We start from the raw sequence: 20442 nt of genomic DNA, 5'->3' as shown, positions 1-20442 counted from the left end.
ACCCCTTCCTTATACGATTAAAGTTACCTGATGGGGCAGTAGATCACAGGAGGTGGTGAGCCGGTGCGGTATGTAATCGGCGTCGATCTGGGCACGAGCGCGGTCAAATGTTTATTGGTAAGCGAGGGGGGAGAGGTGGTGGCATCTGCCTCCCGCCCTTTTGACAGCATGCGTATTCGTTCCGGTTATTCGGAACAAGATCCGGAGCAATGGGTACAGGAGACGGTGCACTGTCTACAAGCGGTGATGGCTGCTGCTGGTGTCGAGGCATCCAGTGTTGACGGTATCAGTTTTTCAGGGCAGATGCATGGGTTAGTGTTGCTCGATGAACAACAGCGTCTGTTGCGCCCTGCGATTTTATGGAATGATACTCGCACAAGCGCGGAATGCCGGGAGATTGAGGCGACCGTCGGGTGGGAGCATCTGCTTGCGATCGCTAAAAACCCGGCGCTAGAAGGTTTTACCCTGCCGAAGTTGTTATGGGTACGAAAACATGAACCCCATCTTTATGATCGTGCTGCCGTCTTTTTGCTGCCAAAGGATTATGTACGCTTTCGTCTGACTGGAAACATTCACGCGGAGTTTTCCGATGCCGCCGGGACGCTGTTGTTGGACATTCCCCGCCGCGAGTGGAGCAGGGAGCTGTGTGACGCCTTGGCTATCGACCGCGGTATTTGTCCGCCGCTGGTGGAATCACATGCCTGTGTAGGGACGCTGTTGCCGTCGATCGCGGAAGCGACTGGTTTGACGCCAAGCACCCCCGTGTTTGCTGGCGGGGCTGACAATGCTTGCGGTGCGATTGGAGCGAGCGTGCTGGAAGAAGACCGAACGTTGTGTAGTATCGGCACTTCCGGTGTCATCCTGTCGCCGGATCGGCGAGAGCGGGATGTGACGGGTAAACTCCATTACTTTAACCATGCAGTTCCGGGAATCGATTATGCCATGGGCGTAACCTTGGCGGCGGGACAAAGCTTATCGTGGCTGCGCAAGCTGATCGCTCCCTCTCAATCCTATGACAGCCTGTTGGCTCCCATCGACTCTATTTCGCCAGGGGCGGGTGGACTACTATTTACCCCCTACCTGTCAGGGGAGCGTACCCCTCATGCCGATGCGGATATCCGTGGTAGCTTTATTGGATTGGACGTTTCCCATTCACAAGCTCATATGGTACGTAGTGTGGTGGAAGGGATCACCTTTTCCTTGTGTGAAAGTTTGGCGATTTTGCGGGCTCAGGGGAAGAGCGTCGATCGCATTGTTTCCATCGGCGGTGGCGCCCAAAGCGAGACCTGGTTGCAGATTCAGGCGGATATCTTTAATGCGGAAATGGTGTCACTTCGCCATGAAGAAGGACCGGGTATGGGGGCGGCGATGTTGGCGGCGGTGGGGGCCGGCTGGTTTGATCGCTTGGATGAATGTGCAGCGGTATTTGTAAAATGGGGTCGTACCTTTGATCCACATCCCAGCCGAGTGGAGGAATATCGGCAATTGTTTGCACTTTACAAAGAGGTCTATCAGCAGACGGAGTCCCTATCATGCCGCCTTAAGAGATTTCGAGATGCCGAGCGCATCCAGTCCGTTTGATGAGCGGTTAAAGAAGAGTCTGCTGTCCTGCTTAACGGAAGCCAACGAGGGAGGGCTTATAGCACAAATTGCACCCTCGGTTACCGATACAACGCCGTCTTTTATCCCTCGATTACCATGGACTTCGACAACTGTCTGTAACAGCACAAATGAGGTGACGACACTTGAACAGCAACGGGATCTGGATCGCTGATAACAATGACGGCACATACCGAAACCCGATTTTATTTGCAGATTATTCCGATCCAGACGTCATCCGCGTCGGAAGGGATTATTTTATGGTCGCTTCCAGCTTTACCAACATGCCGGGAATTCCCGTGCTTCATTCCCGCGACTTGGTAAACTGGCAGCTGATCAATTATGTATTTGAGCGGTTGCCTTTTGCCCGCTATGATCAGCCCCGCCATGGCGAAGGAGCGTGGGCACCTAGTATCCGTTATCACAATGGTCGTTTTTGGGTGTTTTTTGCCACGCCGGATGAAGGTATTTTTATGAGCACTACCGACGATCCTTTCAAAAAATGGTCCCCTCTGCACCAGGTTAAAAAAGGTAAGGGCTGGATCGATCCCTGTCCCTATTGGGATGAGGATGGGCAGGCATACTTGGTGAACGCTTTTGCCAAGAGCCGCATCGGTTTTAAAAGCGTTCTCGGCTTGAGTCGGATGGCGCCGGATGGGACCAAACTGTTGGATGAGGGCGCTATCATCTTTGACGGAAATGCTTCTCATCCTACCATTGAGGGTCCCAAACTGTACAAGCGAAATGGTTACTACTATATTTTTGCCCCTGCGGGCGGCGTACCGACGGGATGGCAGACGATTTTGCGCGCAACCAATATCGATGGGCCTTATGAGGATAAAATTGTGCTTCATCAGGGGGATACGGATATCAACGGGCCCCATCAAGGGGGCTGGATTGAGACGGAATCCGGTGAATCCTGGTTTGTTCATTTTCAGGATCGGGGTGCCTACGGCCGAATCGTCCATTTGCAGCCGGTTCAATGGGAAGAGGACTGGCCGCTGATGGGGAAAGACAGCAACGGTGACGGCATCGGTGAACCGGTTTTGCAGTGGAAAAAGCCGGATACCGGTCAAAAGCAGCCGCTCACGGCGCCGCCGACAGACGATGACTTTACTGGGGAGCGGTTGGGGTTGCAGTGGCAATGGCAGGCCAATCCGCAGCGGGATTGGTATACCCTAGGTGCGCGTGAAAGTCATCTGCGCCTACATGCCATCTGTGCCAATACGGAGAGTGGTTACTACTATCATGACCCCAATCTCTTGACGCAAAAATTTCCGGCACCCTCGTTTCAAGCGACGGCAAAACTATCGTTTCATCCGAAGTCTCCTGCGGAACGAGCCGGATTGGCCGTGATGGGGGAGGCGTATGGGGGATTATATTTACAATCGGATGCCGACGGCTTGCGAGTGGTCCGTTTTTCCGGACAAGCAACGGAAACAGAAGTGACAGAGACGGTTGATGTCGTCCGCACCTTTTCTACGGCTGTAGGAACGCCGCTGTATCTGCGTGTGACTGTTGAGGATGGAGCGGTTTGTCGCTTTAGCATTAGTGAGGATGGTCAAAACTATCAACCCCTTGGTGCCAGTTTTGTTGCGACAAAAGGTAAGTGGGTAGGCGCGAAGCTAGCAATCTTTTGTATTAGCCGGGAACGGGGAACGGATGTCGGTTTTGCCGACTATGATTGGTTTCAAATTGAAGCGGTTAAAAGGGGATGAGCGACGATGAGTCTAGTGATTGGTGAGACGAAGACGTTTGCGTGGGAGTGGTCGCAGGAGACCGCAAAGGATTATATGCGCAAATATCCGTATCTCCATCAGGATCCCCATGCGGACGAACGCTGGCATTATGAGCGGGGTTGTATGCTAAAAGCAATTGCCGATGTGTGGGCGAATACGGGCGATCAGCAGTATTTTGATTATATTCAGCGCAACATGGATACCTTTATCCAGGATGATGGGACGATTCGTTCGTATTACTTGGAGGAGTATAACCTGGATCAGATCAATACCGGCAAGCTGTTGTTCCCCCTGTACCAAAAAACCGGCCAAGAGAAATACAAACAGGCGTTAGACTTGTTGTTCACCCAATTAAAGGGGCAGCCGCGAACGAGCGAAGACGGATTTTGGCATAAAAAAGTATATCCTTATCAGATGTGGTTGGATGGTCTTTATATGGCTTCTCCCTTTTTGGCGGAATACGCTAAAACTTTTGATATCCCTGCGGGACTGGATGATGCGGCCCGGCAGATTTTGCTGGTAGAAAGCAAAACGAGAGATCCGATTACGGGATTGCTCTATCACGGCTGGGATGAAAGCGGCGAACAAAAATGGGCCCATCATGAGACGGGCTGTTCCCCCCATTTTTGGAGCCGGGCGATGGGCTGGTATGCGATGGCGATTGTAGATGTGTTGGATCATTTGCCGCGGGATCATGAAAAGAGGGGGCAGATCATCGGTATCTTTGAACGGATGATGCAGTCCTTGCGCTATGTTCAGGACGATGCGACCGGTTTGTGGTATCAAGTGCTGGATCGTGACGGCTGGAAGGGCAATTATCTGGAAGCATCCGGTTCATCCATGTTTGTGTATGCCTATGCTAAGGGATTGCGTCAAAAATACCTGTCATCAAATTTAAGGGAAACTGCTGAAAAAGGCTTTCACGGTCTGTTGCAACACTGTGTGGAAGTGGATGAACAAGAGGCGACTCACCTTCACCGCGGCAACGGCGGCGCCGGGTTAGGCGGAAATCCCTATCGCGACGGTTCCTACGAATATTATGTCAATGAACCTACCCGGCAAAATGATCCTAAGACGGTATCCGCTTTTATCATGGCCTGTATCGAGATGGAGCGGTTGAAAGTGAAGACGGAGGGGCTCAGCTGAGGGAGTGATCCCGACTACGGTATCTCACTTAATAATTACTGCTTGCCACTCAGCAAAAGACACCGGAGCGGATTGAGGCAGGCACTTACCAGTATAGGGCGGCGGGCATTTCATGTCCGTCCCTTTTTTCATCTTGATAGAAATTCATCATACTGGATACAGCCAATTATCGATCGGGTGTAAACGGCTGATGGCGACAAATACCAATAGCTGAAGGAGGAGGAGAACGGTGCAAAAAATCGAATCTTAATGGATAGAAAAAGGGGAGGAGAACGATGCTGAAAATCGTACATTCGTTGAACTTCTTTAAGAAGATGATCCTCTACGGTTGTTTGGTCAGCATGGTTCCCGTGATTGTATTAGGTTTTTTTTCTTATATTAAATCTTCCAATATGATCCAAGAATATGTGCAAAAGGATAAGGTTCAAACCATCCAACAGGTTCGTAGCAACTTGGAACAAACCTTGAAGACGGTGGATCATACCTTAAACCACATTTCCGATTCAACGTTGATCAATCAAGCCTTACAAGAGTCTTTGAACGAATATCAGTTTAGGCTTTATCGGGATTTGCGGAAAGAGCTGGCCCATCTGCAATCCTTTGATACCCGTGTGAGCGATGTGACGATGGTAAATGCGCGCAAAGATTGGGTGTTGCAAAATGAAGGGGTATCCCGCTTAGGGGAATACCCGGAGCGAGAGGCGCTGCTATCCTATTTAGACAAACCATATCCATCTGCCTGGATTGTAAAAGCGAGCAGGGAAAACGCAACCCATTCCTGCGATTATACGGTTAGTTTGGTAAAGAAGCTACCGGTACGGGGCACTGATAAATATGGATTATTTTTAGTTGATATCCCCACCTGTGAACTAAAAGAGATGTTAAGCGCCCAGAATGATTTTGAAAAGGTTATCATTTTGGACCAGGATTATCGTGTGATTTTACATGAAGACGATTCCCTTGTGGGTACTTCTTTTCGCGACAAAGAGTACGTCAAAAATTTAGAAATGGGGGAAGAGAAGGAAAGCGGACAGTTTCAGGTTAACATCGATGAAAAGCCTTTTACCGTCACCTTTCAGCGTTCCCCATTTAATGATTGGATTTATATTTCGCTGGTATCGATCGATGAATTGACGGTGGATTCCAAACAGATCGGACTTTTTTCCTTCACCCTGTGTGTGGTGATCGTCGGCATTTCCTTTCTCGTCATCTGGTTTGGATCGCGACGCATGTATCGGCCGATTCAGAAGTTGATGCATACGATTCAAGAACGGATGCCGCTGGCGAAGGAAACCAAACAAAACGAATTTCAACTGATCAATGAGCAGATGTCCGATCTATTTCTATCGCAATCACAACTGGAACAAAAGGTGCAGAAACACCTACCGCAACTGCAAAGCTTCTTTATGAGCAAATTACTGCAAGGCAGAGTGAAGAGCGACGAAATCGCCGAAAAGCTGTCAACCCTCGGCTTTTCCCCGTATACCGCTCGTTGGAAACATCATTCGATTATTTCACTTCAGCTTGATTCCGGTGACCATGAACGGTTTTCTGATCGGGATCTCGCATTGCTGCTGTTTGCAGTGGGAAATGTGGTGGAGGAGACGGTCCCGCGTGAAAATCGCCTCGTTCCCGTCATCGACGATCAAACCTTGGCACTAGTGATCGGTAGTGACGTTTCAGCGGCGGAGCGCTTTGAAGATGATATCTATAAAATATGTGAGACGATTCAGGGAAACATCCTAAAAAGCTTAAATCTGAAGGCCAGCATCGGCATTAGCCAACCCTTTAAACAATGGATCCATGTGGATACGGCTTATCGTCAAAGTGTGGAATCGTTGAAGTGGAGAGTACAAGCGGATGAAAGTGTCATCATTCATTACCACCCGGAACATCATGATAAAAAAGTGATGCAGCATATTTATCCCGCCCATCTGGCTCAGGATTTGCTGGAAGCGGTATCCAACGCCGATGAGGCCCAAGCGGAGGATCTCTTGAAACAGTTGCTGTCCAAGCTTACAACGGAAGAGCCTTCTTTTCAAGACTATCAAATGGCGCTGGTACGGCTGTTACATGAGTTTATCATGGGGATGCAGGAGATGGGGGTCTCCCACTATCAAATCAACGAGGAATCCACTTCCTTATATGAACAATTGGTCGCCATGCATAAGCCACGGGAGATTGAAAAGTGGTTTTTAAAAAGGATCTTACGACCGCTTATTCGGATATTGCGGGATCGGCGGGAATCCCAATATCAAAATCTATCGGATGCTATGATCGATATTGTTCATCGGAATTATGATCAAGATATCACCCTTGAACAATGTGCGGACAAGCTTCATTACAATGCCAATTATTTAAGCAGCGTATTTAAAAAAGAGACAGGCACGACCTTTCGTGAATATTTGGCCCAGTACCGCCTGCAGACAGCCAAAAAATGGCTGACCGAAACATCGATGACAATTAAGGAGATCGCCGAAAAATTGCGCTACAACAACCCGCAAAACTTTATTCGCTCGTTCCGCAAAAGTGAAGGAATGACACCGGGACAATACCGCATGCGCTACGGGAAACAACCGGGGTGAAAGTATAGAAATGAAAGCGATTACAACCATGATCATATTCTTAGGTCGATCGTGGTAAAGCCTTGCCCCGTCGGCGATGTGTCGTCATGATTATATACAGTATGGAGTGAGAGGGATTACGATGAGAACAGAGTTTATCATGAAAAAGGGAGGTTCTCAACAAGGATCAATCGGAAGGTTATGCAGACAACCGAATAAGACCGATCAGGGGTGAGATCCAGGTGAAAAACGTTCGCGCTTTGATTCGGGTTCTCTTACGTCGGTTCACGGTCCGCCAAGGCTTGGAGCAACACCCGGACGCAACGGTGCGACAGTGGCGGACTAAGCAATCGGGGCACAAGAGTTTGGCATTGTTTTCATGGCGACGGATCTTGATGCTACCGCTTGTGGTGCTTTTTGGTCTTCTGCCAGCGGCGGCCTATTGGAACGGTAGCGGACAGGCAAGTGCCGCAAGTGCGTGGTCCGACACACCCGACGGTTTTGCCTCGGTAGCTGCGCTGGGGCTGGAAGGTACCACCGGAGGAGCAGGCGGTCAAACCGTCACCGTTACCACTTTTGAGGAGTTGCGCACATACGCTGAAGCGGATGAACCCGTCGTCATCCAGGTGGATGGGTCGATTGTGGTGGAGCCCAAAGGGACGATGATCCGAGTCGCTTCCAACAAAACGATCATTGGATTGGGTGATCAGGCAGCGATTGTGCAGGGAGGTTTTTTTCTCAACGGCACACATAACATCATCATTCGCAATCTCACCTTCCGCGACTCCTATGTTCCTGGGGACTGGAACGGCAAGGAGAACGACAATGACGGTATCCGTATGGATGGCGCTCATCATGTCTGGATCGATCACAACCGCTTTGAGCGTCTGGGCGATGGCATGATCGATAGCCGTAAGGATACCAGCTATGTAACCATCTCCTGGAATGTTTTTGCCGATCACACCAAAGTGATGGGCATCGGCTGGACGGACAACGTCACAGCGAAGCTAACCCTGCACCACAACTGGTTCCGCAATACCCACGAGCGCAATCCCAGCGCCGATAATCTCTCCCACGCCCACTTTTATAACAATTACATGCAAAATATCTCCGGCTATGGGACTTGGGCACGAGGAAAGACGAAGATGGTGTTGGAAAACAGCTACTTTGATTCTGTGACGGACCCTTACTTACACAGTCCTGAGGCGGAATTGGTCTCCCGCGGCAATGTTGTCACCAACTCACGGGGCTTACGTGAGGCGCAGGGAGAGGCGTTTGCTCCACAGGAGTTTTACGATTATAAGCTTGATTCCGCTAATGAAGTCCCTACCATCGTCAGCAACGGTGCCGGCCCTCAGGCGGAGATCGGCGGCGGGGAACCGACTGCACCCCCGGAAGTGGGTGACACGATGGTTGTCGCTTTGGACGGCAGTGGTAATTTTAGCAGCATCCAGCATGCCATCGGCGCTGTGCCCAGCCACTCGCCAACACCGGTAACCATCTTGGTGAAATCGGGCCTCTATCGTGAACTCCTCAATGTGTGGCCGGATAAACCAACTGTCATCATCAAAGGTGCTAGCGGCAATCCGGAAGATGTCGTCATCACCTACGACAACGCGGCGGGGACAAGTACGCCATACGGTACGACTCTGGGCACGAGCCGAAGTGCTACTGCCAACATCTACGCCAACGATTTTCGCGCTGAGGGGGTAACCTTCGCCAACGACTTCGATGAGAAGAAGCATGCGGATCAGCCTGGCCATCAAGCGGTTGCCGTAAGGACAGTGGGGGATCGCGCTGTATTTGAAGAGACGCGCTTTATCGGCAATCAGGACACCTTGTTGCTCGACACCCCATCCAAGGATAAAATCAGCCGATCCTATCTGCGCAATTGTTATGTGGAAGGGGATGTGGACTTTATTTTTGGACGTGGTACTGCCGTATTCGATCACTGTCAGATCCACGCTCTCGCCCGTGATGGCGCGACACCCGGGGGCTACGTGACCGCAGCCAGCACTAGCTTATCCAATCCTTACGGATTTTTGTTTACGCACAGCCGCTTCACCAGCAATGCGCTCACGGGTAGCTACTACCTGGGCCGTCCCTGGCACCCCAGCGGCGATCCGGAAGCAGTGGCGCAGGTATTGATTCGCAATTCGTGGTTGGACGATCATATTCGCGACGCACCTTGGACCGATATGAGCGGCTGGCCGTGGCAGGAAGCACGGTTTGCTGAATATAACAACCGGGGACCGGGGGCCGGAAACGGACCGGATCGTCCGCAGATGGAGCCGCGTGAAGCTAGCCAATTTACCCCACGCCACTACCTCGCCGGTGACGACGGCTGGGCTCCCTACCGGAAATAGGGTTTAAAGTAGAGGGTATCAAAGGAGGTATGACACATGGGCAAAAACGGAAAAAAAGCGCTCACCATTTTATCGACGTTTGCCTTGCTCGGAGGTACATTGATCGGATGCGGACAGCAGGATGCCTCCTCATCAGAAGAGATCACCATCATGGCGGCGTTACACACACCGGAAGTCCCCGATCCCAAAATTGAAGAGATGCTGGAAGAAGCGACAGGGGAAAAAATTAAGATCCAGTGGGTCCCGGATGGAAGTTATGACGAAAAGTTAAGCACCACATTTGCAACTGGGACGTTTCCACAAGCCGTCTATATGGGGAATCTCGGCGTCTTATCCCAATTCCGGGATGCTGTGAGCAACGGTCAATTTTGGGAGATCGGCCCTTATCTAGATGAGTATGAGCACTTAAATAAACTGGATCCGGAAGTGTTACAGAATACAGCTGTGGATGGGAAGATTTACGGTCTGTATCAGGAAAGGCCCCTTTCCCGCCAAGGCATCATCTATCGCAAAGATTGGGCTGATAATCTGGGATTATCTGCACCGGAAACGACTGATGATTTATACAAGATGATGAAAGCGTTTACAAACGATGATCCCGATCAAAACGGCAAAAACGACACCATTGGACTAACCGATCGCAACGATTTGATCTATGGTGCCTTTAAAACCGTCGGTTCCTACTTTGGCACGCCTAACAACTGGGGTGAGGTCGACGGGCAATTGCAGCCTGAATTTATGCACCCCAGCTATATGGATACAATGAAGTTTATTCGTCAGTTGCACAAGGAAGGTTTGATCAATCAAGATTTTCCGGTAACCAGTAAAACAGACCAAATCAATCAATTTGTCACCGGAAAAGCAGGGATGTATATCGGGGCCATGGGTGATGTCATCTCGTTGTATAATGATGCGGTTAAAATCAATCCCGATATCGAATTAGAGGTACAAAATCGGATAGAAGGTCCGGAAGGATTGGGCATTTGGGCCATCCCCGGATACGGTAGTGTGGTGATGTTCCCCAAATCCTCCATTAAAACCGAAGAAGAGCTAAAGCGGGTGTTAGCTTTCTATGATCAGTTGATGAGCCCGGAACTGGCCAACCTGATGCAGTATGGTGTTGAGGGTGAGCATCATGAGCTGGTGGAAGGCCAAGCCGAAATGACAGATGACCAGTCCAAAATTGATCGTGAAGTAAAAGCGTACAATGCGCTTGTTGTTGGAGGGCCCAGCACCATTGATATGCTTGAACCCTATTACAAATTGGAAGTGAAAGCGAAGGCGGAGGAGTTGGTAAAAGACAACAACGAATTTTTGATCAAAGACCCGACCGCTCCGCTTCATTCCGAGACGGAACTGAAAAAGGGAACACGCCTGCAAGAGATGATCGACGATGCGACCTACCAGTTTATGGTGGGCAAACTCGATGAAAAAGGTTTTAACAAGGTCGTGGAAAACTGGAGGAAAGATGGTGGCGACCAAATCATCAAGGAGTACAACGAAGCGTTCAAAAAACAGAGCAAGTAGCATAGCAACACATCGGTGAAGGGTATGTCCCCTTGGACAGTTACCCTCACCGAAAGCTTTTTCCGCGACAACTGACCCTATCCGGTATCGAAGACAGAAATCTGTACCCGACCACCCGAACAACCATTATTGATGGGGCGCTAGAAACAGGGTTTAAATTAGATGGGATAAAAGGGAGGTTTTTCACATGGGCAAAAGTAGAAAAAAAACGCTCGCCATTTTATCGACGTTTGCCTTGCTCGGAGGTACATTGGCCGGATGTGGACAGCAGGATGCCGCCTCATCAGATGAGATCACCATTATGACTTCTTTGCACACGCCGGAGATTCCCGATCCCAAAATTGAAGAGATGCTGGAAGAAGCAACAGGGGAAAAGATTAAGATCCAGTGGGTGCCGGATGGAAGTTTTGATGAAAAGGTGAGTACCACCTTTGCGACAGGGACATTACCTCAAGCCGTTTATATGAGGAATATGGGTGTCTCATCCCAGTTTCGAGATGCTGTGAGTAGCGGTCAATTTTGGGAGGTTGGACCTTACCTAGAAGAGTATGAGCATTTGAGCAATTTGGATTCAGAGGTGTTAAAAAATACGGCGGTAGATGGGAAGTTTTATGGAATCTATCAAGAAAGGCCCCTTTCCCGCCAAGGCATCATCTACCGTAAAGATTGGGCTGATAATCTGGGATTGTCTGCACCAGAAACAATCGATGATTTATACGAGATGGCGAAAGCGTTTACAAATGATGACCCCGATCAAAACGGCAAAAACGACACCATTGGACTAACCGATCGCAACGATTTGATCTATGGTGCGTTTAAAACCGTCGGTTCCTACTTTGGCACGCCTAACAACTGGGGTGAGGTCGACGGGCAATTGCAGCCTGAATTTATGCACCCCAGCTATATGGATACAATGAAGTTTATTCGTCAATTGCACAAGGAAGGTTTGATCAATCAAGATTTTCCGGTAACCAGTAAAACAGACCAGATCAACCAATTTGTCACCGGAAAAGCAGGGATGTATATCGGTGCGATGGGTGATGTTCTCTCGTTGCATACCGATGCGGTAAAGATTAACCCCGATATCGAATTGGATGTGCAAAACCGAATCGAAGGTCCGGAAGGGTTGGGCATCTGGTCCATTCCCGGATACAGTAGAATTGTTGTGTTCCCCAAATCCTCCATCAAAACCGAAGAAGACTTGAAACGAGTGTTAGCTTTCTATGATAAATTGATGAGCCCAGAGCTGGCTAACCTGATGCAGTATGGTGTTGAGGGTGAGCATTATGAGCTGGTGGACGACCAAGCCGAAATGACGGATGACCAGGGCAAATTCGATCGTGAAGTGAAAGCGTACAATGCGCTTGTTGTCGGAGGTCCCGAGACAATCGATATGCTTGAGCCGTACTTTGAATTAGAAGTGAAAGCAAAAGCGGAGGAGCTGGTAAAAGACAACAATGAAATTTTGATCAATGACCCAGCTGCTCCCCTCCACTCCGACACGCAATTGAAAAAGGGAACGCGTCTGCAAGAGATGATCGACGATGCGACCTACCAGTTTATGGTGGGCAAGATCGATGAAAAAGGCTTTAACAAAGTGGTGGAAAATTGGAAGAAAGATGGCGGCGACCAAATCATCAAGGAGTACAACGAGGCGTTTAAAAAACAGAGCAAGTAGAATAGCAAGACTTCGGTGAAGGGTAACTCCCTTGGACACTTCCTTCACCGAAGTCCTTTCCATAGAAATCAAAATCGAAAGGAGGGACGACAGGAGAAAAAGTCGTTGCTTGAAGCCATTTCGACAAGGGGATATGGAGCAACGCAAACATTTCTTTAACAATGATCGACAACTCTCCTGTCGGCAATTTTCATGAAACGAGACAGAATGGTCAAGGGACTTAGTCTGTTGCTGGTCATCGCTATGATATTGGTTGTTCCACCGGGATATGGGCAGGCTAAGGCCACGGACATCGCAGAAATGGATATGGGGAAACGGTTGTCGGAAGAGCCCCTCAAACGATGGCGCGATGCCGGTTTAATCATGGAAATAAAGGACCTGAAACCAAATCGGACCATGACCCGAGTCGAATTTTTTGCTTTGGTCAACCATTGGTTTGGCTTAGAGGAAGAAGACCGATACAAAAATCTAAAAGTTGCGGAAGATCAATGGGAAGTCGCGAAGGATACTTGGTATATCTCCGTGCTGGAGACGGCCCAAAAAGCGGGTTATGTATCCGGATATCGAGATGGGACGATCCGAGCGGAAGAGCCGATAACCCGCTGGGAAGCAGCGGTGATCCTTGGTCGTCTGCTGCAAGGGTCGTCGGCAAAGGATTCGGAACGTGTTTCCGCTGATCGATCGGAAGTGCCGGATTGGAGCCGTTCCTATATCGAACAGGCGCAAAAAACGGGCTATATGGGGGAGAAGCCGGGATTTGGGCCAAAACATGTTCTGAAGCGAAACGAGATGGAAGCGATTTTGGAAAAATTGGCCGATATTCGCCCTATCCAAGGATCAGCCAAGGTTGTGCGTGTCGATGCGGTTGATACCGACACTTTGATCATTTCATTAAATAGTCCTTTTGATCAAATTGATCTCAACGATTTACGTTTCATGGCCGCTACCGGTCAATGGGCGAATTTGTCCCCCGACTTTGTCGATCTGACGATCACGGAAGTAGGGATCGGCGTCAATAGGTTGGGCAACACCGCGATTGTGCTAAAAACAGCAGAAAAGCTGGATGAGAATGGCAAATACCGGCTGCCACAACCGGAACAGGAGTATCCCGGGAATCTGGCACAAGATCGACAAAAAGCGGATTATTTGATCTCCTGGCAGATGGATCACGGTGGGTGGACCAAAAGCATGGAAGAAGAGTATCAGCGTTATTGGGATGGACAGGAAAAACGATCCAAACAGCTGAACGGCGAGGTTGAGTTGGGATCGATCGACAATGACGCCACCATCAAGGAGATCCGCTTTATCGCCGGGGTGTATCGTGAAACCGAGGAGGAAGTATTAAAGCAGAGTGTACAGCGAGGATTGGATTTCTTGTTGACGATGCAATATCCCAGCGGCGGTTTCCCCCAAGTGTATCCGAAACGGGGTAACGAAGAAAACGGCTCTTTTGTCGGCTATTCCAATTATGTCACTTTTAACGATGATGCGATGGTACAAGCGATGGATTTAATCAAGGATGTCGTTGAGCAGAAATACCCCTTTGACAACGATATTATTGACGACGAATACCGAGAGCGCCTGCAAAAGTCTTATGATAAAGGCGTTGATTATATCGTAGCCTCCCAGATTGAAGTGGACGACCATTTGACAGCATGGTGTGCACAGCATGATCCGGTCACGTATGAGCCGCGGGAGGGACGTGCATATGAGCATCCGTCCATATCCGGTAAAGAGTCGATACCAATCGTAAAGCTGTTGATGGCGTTGCCGGATTCATCCGATGAGGTGAAACGAGCCGCTAATGGCGCACTGGAGTGGTTTGAGGAAGCTCAGGTTAAAGGAGTCAAATATATTCACGCTGATCCCAACAACGTCTATTTCGTCGATGATCCCCAAGCCGGTACATGGTATCGCTTTTATCAGATTGGAACCCATTTGCCGATCTTCTCCGGGCGGGACGGCGTGATCAAACATGATATTCTGGAAATCGAGGAAGAGCGGAGAAACGGCTATCGTTGGGCGGGAGAATGGCCTCAATCTCTGTTGAGAACCGCCGAAAAAACGGGCTACTTTGAAGAGCATGTGTTTGTGCAAACGATGAAAAGCACATCGACAAACCGCTACGGCCAACGTTTTCAAACGGATGCCTACACTCGAGCCGATAGCCTGATAAACCAACAGTAAAAAGGAGTGTGACATCCATGGGAAAAAGCGCACGCCTTTTTCTAATCGGCGACTCCACCGTGTCCGATTATCCGCATGAGCGAGCACCGATGGCAGGGTGGGGACAGATGCTGCCCGCTTTTGTCAATGACGGTATTGAGGTCCACAACCATGCGTTGTGTGGACGCAGTAGTAAAAGCTTTCACGAGGAGGGCCATTTTGCAGCGGTGGAACAAGGGATGCAGGAGGGGGATCTCCTCCTTATCCAATTTGGGCACAACGATGCCAAGCAGGAGGAGGCGCGCTATACCGACCCGGATACCTCCTATGTTTCCTATTTGCAGGGGTATGTGGATGCCGCCAGGAAAAAAGGGGCACTACCGCTTTTGGTGACACCAGTTCGACGAAGAACTTTCGACGAAGAAGGGGAGCTAAAAGATTGCCACGGCAAATACCCAGGGGCTATGGCTCGGCTGGCACAATCGGAGGGTGTTCCGCTGCTGGATTTGGAACAGAGAACCGCCGCGTTATTCATTTCCCTCGGCCCGGAGAAAAGCAAACACCTGTTTACCTGGCTGGAACCGGGACAACATCGCAATTATCCCAATGGACTCCAGGACGATACTCACTTTAATGAAACGGGGGCCCATAGGGTGGCGGAGTTGGTGGCAAGTGGGTTACAGCACTTGGGACAACCATACCGTTCCTTTATAAGTGGTAGGCAACTGTCTGAATAGACCAATCGTAAATTGAACCAAACGAGTTGGAGTAATCCTCGATCATTCCAACCATGATCATCTTGTTGGACCACCCTCTATCACCGCACACTCCTGTCTGATATGGGGCGATGATTATATACAAACGGGGCATCAGCCCGTTACGCTAAAACTAAACCGACGATCAAGAAGGGGGCTTCCGACCGATGAACAAACGGGTGTTGGCAATTGTGGCAGCGTTTTCATTGGCGTTGACATCGGTATCATCCGGGTGTGGGCGGGAGGAAGCTGCCCTACAAAAGGAGGGAGGTAAGGCCCCTTTTACTTTTCGTATGATGGTAAATCAGCAATCGCCGGTTACCCCCGATCCCTGGATCGAAGAGCTCTTGGAAGAACGCACCAACACCGACATCCGCATTCAATGGGTTCCCGACGGCAGCTATAATGAGAAGTTATTTACGGCCATGACTACGGATACATTACCGGAAGCGGTCTTTATGAAAAATCAGGCTACCTATGAGTTGTTAAAAGATGCGATTCGCGGAGGGCAGTTTTGGGAGATTGGCCCGTACTTGGATGAGTATGAACACTTACGCAATCTAAATCCGGAAGTGCTGCAAAACACATCAGTGGACGGAAAAATCTATGGGCTTTATCAGGAAAGACCCTTATCCCGGCAAGGGATCATCTATCGAAAAGATTGGGCCGATAATCTGGGCCTATCCGCTCCCACCACGACTGATGATCTGTATCAGATGTTGAAGCAGTTTACTATAAACGATCCCGACCAAAACGGCGTGCACGACACTTTTGGCTTATCGGACCGCAATGATCTCGTTTACGGGGCGTTTAAAACCGTCAGTTCATACTTTGGCACCCCCAACAATTGGGGTGAAATCGACGGACGCTTACTGCCGGAGTTTATGCACCCCAGTTATATCGATACAATGGAATTTTTCCGCAAGTTGCATCGTGAGGGCTTCATCAATCAAGATTTTCCGGTAACTAGCAAAAAGGAACAAATGAAGCGATTCGTCTCCGGCAAAGCGGGTGTCTATATCGGAGCGATGGGGGATGTCGCATTTTTGTATGACGATGCGGTTAAAACCAATCCCGATGTTGAGTTGGATGTACAAAATCGCATCAAAGGTCCCACGGGTGACTTAGGAATATGGGCGATTCCCGGTTACGGCACGGTTATCCTTTTCCCAAAATCCTCCGTTACAACGGAAGCGGAGCTAAAAAAAATCCTCGCCTTTTTTGACCAGTTGATGGCACCGGAGCATGCCAATCTGCTGCAATACGGTATGGAAGGCATCCATTTCCATCGGGTGGAGGGAAAGGCTAATCCGGTTGAAGACAGAGCGTTACTCAACCGCGAGGTACGCCCCTATACGGGGATGCTTGTGGGTGGCCCTGAGACGACCGATATGTTAGAGGCTCATTACACCCTGGATGTAAAGGTAAAAGCGGAAGAGTGGATCAAGGATAACCACAACTTTATCATCCATGATCCAACCGCTCCACTGGATTCGGATACCGATGCGGAACATGGGGTGCGATTGCGGGAAATTATTACAGACGCAACTTATCAGTATATTTTGGGGGAGATCGATCAAGTGGGCTTTGATAAAGCAGTGGAGCGCTGGAAAAAGGAAGGCGGAAACAAAATCATAGCGGAATACAACGAGGCGTACCAGCAGTCGAAGTAATCGTTACGCTTGAGAGGGGGAAATAAAATGAAAAGCCAAACCGCCATTGACCAACAGACGGTGATCAAACGAAAAATGAGATCAGAATTATGGAAACGGATCGACAGAAACAAGCTGCTCTATCTGATGATCCTCCCAGGGCTGATTTATTTCCTAATCTTTAAATACGCCCCCATGTGGGGGTTGGTAATTGCGTTTCAAGATTATCAACCTTATCTGGGTGTGATGGGGAGCGAATGGGTCGGATTGGAACATTTCCGTACGTTGTTTTCCGATCCATGGTTTTGGACCATCTTTAAAAATACACTGCTGCTGTTTCTGTTTAATCTACTTTTCTTCTTTCCGATTCCCATTATTTTAGCCTTGATGTTAAACGAAGTGCGGTTGCAGTTTTTTAAGCGCACCGTCCAGACGATGGTTTACATTCCCCATTTTATGTCCTGGGTGATCATTGTCTCCATCTCCTTTGTGATGTTGACCAAGGACGGTGGGATTATCAATGATCTGATCGCCATGCTCGGTTTTGAAAAAATCAACTTTTTGCTCAGTTCCGAGTGGTTCCGACCGATGTATATCTTACAGGTGATCTGGCGGGAAGCTGGATGGGGTACGATCATTTATTTGGCGGCGATTGCAGCGGTCGACCCGCAACTGTATGAAGCGGCACGGATGGACGGTGCCGGACGCTTTCGTCAGATCTGGCACATTACCTTACCGGCGATTCGCAGCGTGATTGTGATTCTACTCATCTTGAAGATCGGGGATATTCTGGAGCTAGGTTTTGAACATGTTTATTTGCTCCTGAATCCAATGAACCGTGACGTGGCGGAAATCTTTGATACCTTTGTTTATACCACCGGATTACAACAAGGGAACTACAGCTATAGCGCCGCCGTCGGCTTCTTTAAATCGATTATCGGGTTGATTTTGGTGGTATTGGCCAATCGCTTAGCTAAAAAATTCGGCGAAGAGGGCGTCTATTAAAAAAGGAGGTGATGGATCGTGGTACAGGATAAGACATGGGGCAGCCGCCTATTCGATATCTTCAACTATATCCTACTGACAGTGGTTGCATTGGTGACGATTTTACCCTTTATCCATGTGATCGCCGGTTCGTTTGCCACAGTAAAGGAAGTGACGCAAAAATCGTTTCTGCTGATTCCGACTGAATTTACCTTGGATGCCTATCGCTATATCTTTTCTACAGATACGATTTTGCGCAGTCTGTTTGTTTCAATCGGGATTACAATCATAGGAACTTTATTTAGTATGTTTTTAACGACGATGATGGCATATGGATTGTCACGCCGGGATTTGGATGGCAGACGGGTGATTATGTTTATGGTTGTCTTCACCATGCTGTTTAACGGCGGGATGATTCCCACCTTTTTGGTCGTCAAGGCGATGGGGTTGATCGACTCCTATATGGCATTGATTCTTCCGACGGCCATCAACGCGTTTAACTTGATCATTATGCGCAATTTTTTTCAAAACCTCCCCGCCGGCTTGGAAGAGGCGGCCAAAATCGACGGATGTAACGATATCGGCATTCTGTTCCGCATCGTTCTACCGTTATCCAAGCCAGTTCTTGCCACGATTTCGCTGTTTTATGCCGTTACCTATTGGAATACGTATATGAATGCCATCTTGTACCTAAACGATCCCACCAAATGGCCGATTCAGGTCGTCTTGCGGCAAATCGTCATTTTAGCCTCCGGCATGAGCGTGGACGGTGCCGCCTTTGATCCCGATTTTGTCGCTCCGCCGGAACAGACGGTGAAAATGGCCGTGATCGTGGTTGCCACCGTTCCTGTCCTGCTGGTTTATCCCTTTTTACAAAAGTATTTTGCTAAAGGGGCACTGTTAGGTTCAATCAAAGATTAAAGGAGAGGGTGAAGGCCTTGAGCGTAAAAAAATATGCAGTCTGCGGTGTCAGTAACCGAGCGATGTCGATGTTTATCGCGCCCATGCTGGAGCGCTTCGGTCAAAATAGTGCTGTCGTCGCGCTGTTGGATCGCGATCCACGGCGGCATGAGGTATGTAAACATCGCTTTTCTCAGTTGAAAGAGGTACCGGAGTTTGCGCCACAGGAGTTTGAACAGATGATTGCGCAAACCAAACCGGATGTGCTGATTGTGACCGGTAGGGACGATACTCACGCCGATTACATTGTAAACGGGTTAACCTATGATTTGGATATTCTCACCGAAAAGCCGATGACGACGACAGCAGCGGATTGTCGCCGGATTTTAGCGGCGGAAAAAGAGAGTAAGGGTCGGGTGATGGTCGCCTTTAATTATCGCTATAGCCCGATTCATACCAAAATTAAAGAGATGGTGATGGCGGGTAAGTTGGGGCGGATCACCTCTGTCGATCTCAACTGGTATATCGACACCTATCACGGTTCCAGCTATTTTCAGCGGTGGAATCGGATGCGAACATTTTCCGGCGGTTTGTCGATTCACAAGAGCTCCCACCATTTTGACTTGGTTCATTGGTGGCTGGATCAGAAGCCAGTGGAAGTGTTTGCCCACGGTGCCCTCCATTACTATGGGCCGGAGGGAGAGTGGAATCCGCGCAAAGCGGAAGGGCGGGTTTGCGCCACCTGTACGGACAAACTGCATTGTGCCTACTACCGCCGCTGGAATTCCCGCAGTCAACATACCCAAGTAGAAGATGATCACCTCTCCAGTTCGGCTAGGGTGGCTGCGGCGGAACAATACAGCGACTATCGCCCCGACCAATGCATGTTTGACGGGGAAATCGATATCGAGGATACGTACACGGCTACAATCAAATATGACGGTGGTGCCCTGCTCAGTTATTCGATCAACTTTTCTTTGCCCTATGAAGGATACCGTTTGGCGATTAACGGGACAAAAGGACGGCTGGAAACGACGGAGTATCATGTGCCCAATCGTGTTCCTTTTCCCTTTCCAGAGCAGACGGTCGATTACTTCCCGCTGTTTGGATCGAAAGAGATCATCCATGTGGTCAAACGGGAAGGCGGACACGGCGGAGGAGATCCCGTGTTACAGGAAGACTTGTTCTTAGGGGATGACCCGGCACGTCCGTATCGGATCTTGTCCAACAGTGAAGACGGCGCCTTGGCGGTAGCGACAGGGGAAGCCGTCTGGCGCTCGGTTAAAGAACACCGTCCCGTCTCCATCGCGGAGTTGCTTCAGGTGGAAGGAGTGCAGAGCGGATCGAGGCGGTGATCGATTGTGGG

At 49.4% G+C, this 20442-nt stretch carries 14 protein-coding genes; all 14 read left to right on the top strand.

Going from position 1 to position 20442, the window contains the following annotated elements; genetic code table 11:
* The first annotated feature begins 63 nt into the window (after nucleotides 1–63).
* The 14 genes from xylB (at nucleotide 64) to C8J48_RS14085 (ending at nucleotide 20431) form a co-directional block, all read left to right on the top strand.
* A complete protein-coding gene (gene xylB / locus C8J48_RS14145) occupies nucleotides 64–1581 on the top strand; it encodes a xylulokinase (RefSeq protein WP_107727907.1) in 1518 nt (505 codons plus the stop codon).
* A complete protein-coding gene (locus tag C8J48_RS18550; RefSeq protein ID WP_146160503.1) occupies nucleotides 1556–1774 on the top strand; it encodes a hypothetical protein in 219 nt (72 codons plus the stop codon). Before xylB ends, C8J48_RS18550 begins: the two co-directional genes overlap by 26 nt.
* Nucleotides 1746–3317 (top strand): glycoside hydrolase family 43 protein, encoded by a 1572-nt coding sequence (locus C8J48_RS14140; protein WP_107727906.1) that lies wholly within the window; start codon nucleotides 1746–1748, stop codon nucleotides 3315–3317. The genes C8J48_RS18550 and C8J48_RS14140 overlap by 29 nt, the downstream gene beginning before the upstream one ends.
* 6 nt (nucleotides 3318–3323) lie before the next feature.
* Nucleotides 3324–4484 (top strand): glycoside hydrolase family 88/105 protein, encoded by a 1161-nt coding sequence (locus C8J48_RS14135; protein WP_107727905.1) that lies wholly within the window; start codon nucleotides 3324–3326, stop codon nucleotides 4482–4484.
* A gap of 275 nt (nucleotides 4485–4759) precedes the next feature.
* Nucleotides 4760–7069 (top strand): AraC family transcriptional regulator, encoded by a 2310-nt coding sequence (locus tag C8J48_RS14130; protein WP_107727904.1) that lies wholly within the window; start codon nucleotides 4760–4762, stop codon nucleotides 7067–7069.
* Between the two features lie 221 nt (nucleotides 7070–7290).
* Nucleotides 7291–9414 (top strand): pectinesterase family protein, encoded by a 2124-nt coding sequence (locus C8J48_RS14125; RefSeq protein ID WP_211316653.1) that lies wholly within the window; start codon nucleotides 7291–7293, stop codon nucleotides 9412–9414.
* Between the two features lie 36 nt (nucleotides 9415–9450).
* Nucleotides 9451–10941, top strand: a complete 1491-nt coding sequence (locus C8J48_RS14120; RefSeq protein WP_107727903.1) for an extracellular solute-binding protein — start codon at nucleotides 9451–9453, stop codon at nucleotides 10939–10941.
* 187 nt (nucleotides 10942–11128) lie between these two features.
* Nucleotides 11129–12619 (top strand): extracellular solute-binding protein, encoded by a 1491-nt coding sequence (locus tag C8J48_RS14115; RefSeq protein ID WP_107727902.1) that lies wholly within the window; start codon nucleotides 11129–11131, stop codon nucleotides 12617–12619.
* Nucleotides 12620–12826: 207 nt separating this feature from the next.
* A complete protein-coding gene (gene pelA, locus C8J48_RS14110; protein WP_211316652.1) occupies nucleotides 12827–14806 on the top strand; it encodes a pectate lyase in 1980 nt (659 codons plus the stop codon).
* A 17-nt stretch (nucleotides 14807–14823) separates the two neighbouring features.
* Nucleotides 14824–15522: a rhamnogalacturonan acetylesterase gene (locus tag C8J48_RS14105; protein ID WP_107727900.1), complete on the top strand. Its 699-nt coding sequence runs from the start codon at nucleotides 14824–14826 to the stop codon at nucleotides 15520–15522.
* 185 nt (nucleotides 15523–15707) lie between these two features.
* A complete protein-coding gene (locus C8J48_RS14100; RefSeq protein WP_107727899.1) occupies nucleotides 15708–17213 on the top strand; it encodes an extracellular solute-binding protein in 1506 nt (501 codons plus the stop codon).
* Nucleotides 17214–17240: 27 nt separating this feature from the next.
* On the top strand, nucleotides 17241–18197 hold the full coding sequence (locus C8J48_RS14095; RefSeq protein ID WP_107727898.1) for an ABC transporter permease: 957 nt from the start codon (nucleotides 17241–17243) through the stop codon (nucleotides 18195–18197).
* An 18-nt stretch (nucleotides 18198–18215) separates the two neighbouring features.
* Nucleotides 18216–19097 carry a carbohydrate ABC transporter permease gene (locus C8J48_RS14090; protein WP_107727897.1) on the top strand — a complete coding sequence of 294 codons (882 nt, stop codon included), beginning with the start codon at nucleotides 18216–18218 and terminating at the stop codon, nucleotides 19095–19097.
* Nucleotides 19098–19159: 62 nt separating this feature from the next.
* A complete protein-coding gene (locus C8J48_RS14085; protein ID WP_107728241.1) occupies nucleotides 19160–20431 on the top strand; it encodes a Gfo/Idh/MocA family protein in 1272 nt (423 codons plus the stop codon).
* The last annotated feature ends 11 nt before the right edge of the window (nucleotides 20432–20442 follow it).

The sequence above is a fragment of the Desmospora activa DSM 45169 genome, from assembly GCF_003046315.1.
GTDB lineage: Bacteria > Bacillota > Bacilli > Thermoactinomycetales > DSM-45169 > Desmospora > Desmospora activa.
Note: the sequence above shows the minus strand (reverse complement) of the source record. Positions and strands in the feature narration are given on the sequence as shown.